We start from the raw sequence: 6,839 nt of genomic DNA on the forward strand, positions 1-6,839 counted from the left end.
GGCATTTTCATCAGACGAGGTGCCACGTCCGGCCTTGGACAAAGCGGTAGAAAAACCGTCGGCTCCGCCTTCCGTTTCACCCGCACCGCGCCCGGTTCTCTTCTGCGAGCGGTCTGCTGGCGCAGGTGATGAAAGAACCTCAAGCGTCATGGTGTTGTACCTTCTTCCTTCAGAAGATCATCGATGGCACTGAGCTTGGAACGGCCGGTGTCGACAAAGGTCTGGAATTCTGCGTCGAACTTGACACCGCTCGCCGCCGGCGCGGATTCAGCAACCTCGGCAGATCCCGGCGCTTCATTGCCGGGAGACGCATTTGCTAAGCTTGCGTCCGGTGTCGTGGGCATTGTGCGCGGCGCATCTTGCGCCAGGCTTTCGCTCACGGGTCGACGCAGCACCTCCTCCGCAACGGCCTGCGCTGCTTGACGAAGGGCGCGATCCCGAGGGGAGAGCTGGTCGTCCTCTATCTGGGAGATATCCTGCATCGCCGCGTCGACGTTGGCCGTCGATACGTTGGCGAGCCCGCTGTAGAGGCGCGCGAGCGCCTCGGGTGCCTCCGCATCCAGACCCGACAGGGCGGCAGCGCGCCCGGACGCAAGCCGAGCAAGATCGTTCTTGCCCGATACTGCGGCACTTCTGGCGATCCTCAGAAAAACCTCGCGCCGCCGGTCGACGTCCATGAACTCGACCGTGCCGTCGATGTCGGCTTCGACGATCTTCGGATAATGTTCGACGACCAGCTGCACGAAGAAATCGGCGAACTGGCTGGCATAGGGAGAGTGAACAAAGCGGCGCGCGTACTTGCGCGAATAGTCCAGCCCCTTGTCGACCAGGTCGGCATCGACGGCGATGGCGACGGATCTGCGCAGTGCGGCTTCCTCGACGATCGTGCCGGGTGCGGCAAGCCGGGCCATGTCGTAGAAGGCCAGGGCCCCCGTCGGATCGGTCGGCACCATCACATTGCCGCTGACGAGCGCGATATAGGCGCCGATCTTCTGGTCTCGATACTCGGTTGCCATTTCGCCAAGGGACTTGGCAACAAGCGTTCCCTTTCCTGCCAGGTACTTTCGCAAGGCATCGGCCACGCGGCTGTCGAAGTTGCCGGCCACGTCGCGGCCGACCAGGTATTCCAGGGTCGCGGGATTGCCACCGCTCATGGCGTAGATCAGCGCTGCGTCGACGTTGCGGGTATCCTCGAAGATCGCCGGATCCACCGTCCGAAGCCGCTGATCGATCTTGCCGAGCATGAACCGCTGCATCTCGCCCGCAGAGTGGTCACCGGCGACCACCGTGTCCTGCACGAACTGCAACGAGCGCAGCATAATGTAGGGAGCAAGGGCGGCGTCTTCCTGAGCCACCGCCTGCGCCGGCAATATCGCCAGGGCGACCGCTGTGGCAAGGAGGAACGGCCGAAGTACCGCCAGGGCCATCGTCATCCCTCGCCTGCCTGCAGAAGAATCTCGATCCGCCGGTTGCCGGCCGCGAGAGGATCGTCGGGAAGCTGGAGACGCCGGTCGGCAAAGCCTGAAACCTGCTTGACGCGCCCCTCATCAAGTCCCCCACGCACCAGCATGTAATAGGCGCTATGGGCGCGAGCCATGGACAGGCGCCAGTTGTCGTTCTCCGTCCCCTGGAACTGTCGACCGTCCGTATGCCCGCGCACGAGGATGTCGCCCTGGCGACCTTCCAGGATCTTGCCGATCTTTTCCATCGCAATGACCATTTCCCGCCGCGGGACAGCGGAACCCACGTTGAACATCGGATCCAGGTTCTGGTCCGAAATCGTCACTAGCAGACCGCCCTCGGCCGGCGTGACCACCAGGCCCTCCGCAAGCTTGCCTGCAACACCCTGGATCTGGGCTGCAATCTGCTCGCGGAGCTGTTCCGCCGCCGTTTCGGGATCTGCCGGCTCTGCGTCGGGTTCCGGTGGAGGAGCGTCGTCGCTCACCGCCGCCTCCTCCAGATCCTTCTCCTGCTCTTGCGCCTTTTCGGCATTCTCGCTCGCCGGCACGTCAGGAAGCGCCGTATCGACGCGCGGCTGCGGCATCGCCAGAGCCACGTCCTGCTCTTCGGCCGGCGCAAGCTCCTGCGCACTCTCTGACTGAACCTCGGCTGCTTCCTTGCGATCCTCGGCGCTTGTTACCTGCACCTGCTCAGTCCAGAAGTCCGGATCGAACGGATCGCGATAGGCTTCGCCGCCGTCTGCTCCCGTTGCCGGTCCCGACTCTGCCGCGCCACCCTCGCCCTTGGCGCTGACGTTTGCCTGCTGGCCCACTTCCTGGGCGATCTCGGCCAGCACCGAATACGGGTTCTCGAAGTAATCGGCTTCGGAGTAATTGGTTTCGTCGCCGGAGGTGGAGGTCATGTCCTCACCGGTCGCGGCAGCCGCGCCGATGGTCTCGCCGTCTGCCTTGACCTTGGAGCGTTCGCTCTGCTCCTCCCCTTCCGCCTGGTCGACGGGCTTCTCGAGCCCCTTTTCGGCCGGCGTTTCGTCGGAAAGCTTGATCGGGTTGAAGTAGCTGGCCATCGAGGCCTTGGTTTCCTCGTTGGCGGCATTGACGAGCCACATCACGAGGAAGAAGGCCATCATCGCCGTCATGAAGTCGGCGTAGGCAATCTTCCAGGCGCCGCCATGGGCGCCATCGTGGTCACCCTTATGGCGCTTGACGATGATGATCTCGTTCTTGCCATGGTGATGGTTTTCGCCGTCGCTCACGCCAGCACCTCCCGCAGCCGAGCCGCCCAGGCCGACAGACGCGTCACGATGGCGGAATCACCGATCTCCGCCGAGATATCCAGATCGTTCGCCTCGATGTGGCGTAGCAGCGTCGCGTGGTTCTCGCCCAGCGCCGCCGTCAATTTTTCAAACAGGTTGAGAGGCCCGCGAAGCGTGACCACCGCCACCTCGCCTTCCAGGATTGCGGCACGAAGGAGCTCGGCCAGGTCTGCAACCGCCTTGGCGATCAGCACCTGCTCGACGACCGGCGCCAGCACCTTGGCCGTCTGATCGCTCACCGCTTCTGCAATCAGCAGGGCGGCCTCGCTCATCTTCTTCTCCACCAGGGTGGAAATCTCATGCTCGTGCAATGCCTTGGTCGCCGCCAGTTCGTCGGCATGCGCCTTCAGGAGCTGGTCGCGCTCCTCGTGCCAGGCGCGCTGCGCCTCCGCGGTACCCGCTTCATAGCCTTGCGCATGCGCCTCGGTGCGCTCGGCATCGATATCGACAGGCACTTCGACCGGGACTTCCGGAAAGTCGAGGTCTCCACCGAAGTCAAAGCCGCCCACGTCGTCGGCCAGGATCGGAGGCGGTGGAGGCGCCTCGCCAAAGTCCTTCAAGTAGCGGGCAATCGAGGCCGTCATAGCTTTTCCTGCTCTTTACTGTCCTGCCACGAAATCTCGGCATCGCTCCCGACTTTGGGCGAACCTGCGCTTCCGCTGCTCCTTGCGCGCGAATGCGCAGTCCAAGGGATTGCCGAAACGGTAACGGATCAAACTTGCGCGAAGATGAATGTGTTGGGACAAAAGCCTGGCGTTGTACCAACACCTCAACCCTGGTCGAACGCCGACTACTGCCGGAAGAGCGTAAGGATGCTCTCCGCGTTGGTATTGGCGATCGACAGCGACTGAATGCCGAGCTGCTGCTGTGTCTGGAGCGCCTTGAGGCGTGTGGATTCCTCGTTCATGTCCGCGTCCACCAGTCGGCCGATACCCTTGTCGATGACGTCGACGAGGGAGGCGATGAAATCCTCCTGCAGGTCGACGCGGCTCTGGATGGAGCCAAGGCTCGACGCGGCGCTCGTCATTGCAAGCAGTTGCTTGTCGACGAAGCTCGTCATGATGTCGAGGACTTCCTGGTCCTCGGCAATGGATCCCGGGACCAGAGCGTTCAGGGATGCCGCCATCACGTCGAGCGTGGTGATGTCCAGCGTGACGACAGACATGTCGACCTTGCGGCTGTCCAGGCTGTTGGCGGCGGAGACCACGAAGAAGAAATCGTCGGTACCGTCGTTGTGGACGGACGTGGTGACGGCGGGAAAGGCGGCCGGATCCGTCGTCGTGACTTCGACCCACTTGTCGTCGGTCACCTTGAAGTACGAGGAACCGCCGACATCGTAGATGGAGGCATCAGCGTTTCCGTCCGCTCCGAGCGCGGCCAGATCGGCGTCAGAGAACGTCGGGACCGCATACTGGCTGTTCGTCGTGATGCCCGTGTCCGTTTCCGACACCGTCACTGCCAACTCGTTCGCCGCGACATAGGCGAGATCCTGATCCAGAATGCCGAGCTTGCCGCCGCTCGTATCAAACAGGACGGTGCTGGAATTGAGCACGTAGTCGACGGTGGTTACGGCGACCTCGCCGGAGGGACCGCGGGTAAAGGCGGATACGACCTCCTTGATCTGCGGGCTTGGCGTCGCAGGGCTGCCGCCGTCGCTGATACGACCCTGAATCCAGTTTTCGCCCGAGAAGCTCGCGGATTCGGAAATGCTGCTGAGCTGCTCCTGCAGCTGGGTGATCTCTTCCTGGATCTTCGAGCGGTCCACGCCAACGCCGTAGGCTGCGACGAGCTTCGACTTGATCTCCTGGACGGTCGCGATCGCGCTTTCCATCGCCTCATAGGCCGTATCGACCTTTGCGGCTCCGAGACCGAGGGCGTCCTGGACGGTCGAAAGCGTGGAGCTGTCGGACCGCATGGTCGTCGCGATGGACCAATAGGCGGCGTTGTCCTCGGCTTTCTCCACCCTCAACCCGGAAGACACACGCGCCTGGGTCGTCTCGAGGTTGCGATCAATCGATCGAAGCGTCTGGAGCGCCGCCATGGCGGCGACATTGGTGAGGATGCTGGTCATTGCCTGTTGCCTCTGTCGTGGATGCACGATCCTCCCGCAAAGGAGGGCGACGACGAGGAAGCTTCATGCCTAGCCGCCCGTTCAGTCCCATCATGGGGGGCGATCCGTCGTTGGTTAACAAATCATTAACGAGCAGTTAACAGTCGAGGCTTGCGTCTGGCAATCTTTCAAATCTTTCCTTCTGGCCAACGGCAGGTTTCACGCAAGCTCCGGACGAGCGAAAACCGCGCCCCTGGTGGAGCGCGGTTTCCATCCGAATACCTGCCTGTCAGCGGCGGGACGAAACCACCCCAGCCTAGGGCGCCGCCTACTGACGGAAGAGTGACAGGATATTTTCGGAAGCGGTATTGGCGATGGAGAGCGACTGGATGGCCAGTTGCTGCTGGGTCTGCAGCGCCTTCAGTCGTGTCGATTCCTCGTTCATGTCGGCGTCCACCAGACGGCCGATGCCTGAGTCGATCGAGTCGGTAAGGGCTGCGATGAACTCTTCCTGCATCCCGATACGCATCGCGATGGATCCAAGATCGGCTGTGGCGCTGATCATAGCCTCCAGCGCAACGTCCGTTGCCTGTACCATGACATCCAGTTCTTCATTCGTCAGAGCCGTGATATCTACCAGATCCAGCGAATTCGGCGCTTCGACAGTCGTTCCCGCCGGAATCGGCGTGGTGTCGACGGACCAACCCACCGGACCCGCGCTGGTTGCCGCCACTTCCTGACCGGGAACCGTGGTGGAATCCACGGCCTTGACCCACACCCCCTGAACCTTGACGTAGTCGGCTGCGGGAGTCGCTGTGTTGGCGTAGTTGCCCTCGAAGGTGGCGCCATCAGCGATCAGGGCGTCGATCGTGTAGGCCAGGACGGTATGCTTGGACGTGACGCCGTTGGTATTGATGTCCAGCGTAACTGATGAAGGCGTGACGTTGAAGGTCCGGTCGAGGATCCCGAGATCGCCGCCATCGTCGAACAGCACAGTGTTGCCGCTCAGGTCATAAATGATCTTCTTGACAGCGACCGTGCCATCTTCAGAGCGAATGAAAGAACCCACGACGTTCTTCTGAACGGTGTTGCCGGTGGCGTTGGTAAGATCGGCCTGCATCCAGTTCTCTCCGGAGAAGGAAGCTGCCGATGCGATGCTGCGGAGTTGTTCCTGCAACTGCTCGATCTCCTCCTGGATTTTTGCGCGGTCAACACCTTCTTCGGTTGCCGCTACCATTTTCGCTTTGATTTCCTTGACGACTTCCACAGCGCTTTCCATCGCTGCATACGCCGTATCGACCTTCGCCGCGCCCAGTCCCAGGGCATCCTGAACGGCCGAGAGCGCCATGTTGTCCGACCGCATGGTCGTTGCAATCGACCAGTAGGCGGCGTTGTCGGACGCTGTTCCTACGCGCAGACCGGTGGAGACCCGTGCCTGGGTTTCTTCCATGCCGTCGTCGATGGAACGGAGGGTCTGAAGTGCAGCCATTGCTGCTACGTTAGTGAGAATGCTTGTCATGGTGGTTGCCCCTTTATTGGCTAGATGAGGGACATCCCGGAAGCGCCGGGAACGATGGTCTGGCCTAATGCCGTTAACCGCTTCTTCGTCTAGGTTAACCCATCGTTACGATGATTGCAGTTAAGCCAGCCATGGTTAACAAAACCTAAACGGGATCGCAGAAAGTTAATAAAATGCGAAAGGCCGCCCTTGCGGGCGGCCTCGATGTTCGGAATTGCTGTGTCGGATCAACGGAAGAGCGTGAGGATGCTTTCCGATGCGCTGTTGGCGATGGACAGCGACTGGATGGCCAGCTGCTGCTGCGTCTGCAGGGCCTTCAGGCGGGTCGACTCTTCGTTCATGTCAGCGTCAACGAGGCGGCCTACGCCCTTGTCGATGGAGTCGGTCAGCTTCCCGACAAATTCCTGCTGCATGTCGATACGCATGCCGATCGAACCAAGGTCGGCAGCTGCGCTCGTCATGTCGGTCAGAGCCTCGTCAACACCGGAGATCAGTGT

General features: G+C 61.6%; 6 protein-coding genes. All 6 read right to left on the bottom strand.

What is annotated here, in order from left to right; genetic code table 11:
- Nucleotides 1-146 precede the first annotated feature (146 nt).
- Nucleotides 147-1,427 (bottom strand): chemotaxis protein MotC, encoded by a 1,281-nt coding sequence (gene motC / locus EO99_RS0103945; RefSeq protein ID WP_029617342.1) that lies wholly within the window; start codon nt 1,425-1,427, stop codon nt 147-149.
- Between the two features lie 2 nt (nt 1,428-1,429).
- Nucleotides 1,430-2,713 (bottom strand): MotB family protein, encoded by a 1,284-nt coding sequence (locus EO99_RS0103950; protein WP_029617343.1) that lies wholly within the window; start codon nt 2,711-2,713, stop codon nt 1,430-1,432.
- The gene (locus EO99_RS0103955) at nt 2,710-3,357 is read right to left on the bottom strand and encodes a FliH/SctL family protein (RefSeq protein WP_029617344.1); all 648 of its coding nucleotides are present in this window, start codon (nt 3,355-3,357) and stop codon (nt 2,710-2,712) included. The genes EO99_RS0103950 and EO99_RS0103955 overlap by 4 nt, the downstream gene beginning before the upstream one ends.
- A gap of 206 nt (nt 3,358-3,563) precedes the next feature.
- Nucleotides 3,564-4,844 (bottom strand): flagellin N-terminal helical domain-containing protein, encoded by a 1,281-nt coding sequence (locus EO99_RS0103960; protein WP_029617345.1) that lies wholly within the window; start codon nt 4,842-4,844, stop codon nt 3,564-3,566.
- Nucleotides 4,845-5,151: 307 nt separating this feature from the next.
- Entirely contained in the window at nt 5,152-6,342 is a 1,191-nt protein-coding gene (locus tag EO99_RS0103965; protein WP_029617346.1) for a flagellin N-terminal helical domain-containing protein, read from the bottom strand.
- A 227-nt stretch (nt 6,343-6,569) separates the two neighbouring features.
- A partial coding sequence (locus EO99_RS0103970) for a flagellin (protein WP_029617347.1) occupies nt 6,570-6,839 on the bottom strand: 270 nt, incomplete at its 5' end.

Source organism: Pseudorhizobium marinum (genome assembly GCF_000705355.1).
Taxonomy (GTDB): Bacteria; Pseudomonadota; Alphaproteobacteria; order Rhizobiales; family Rhizobiaceae; genus Neorhizobium; species Neorhizobium pelagicum.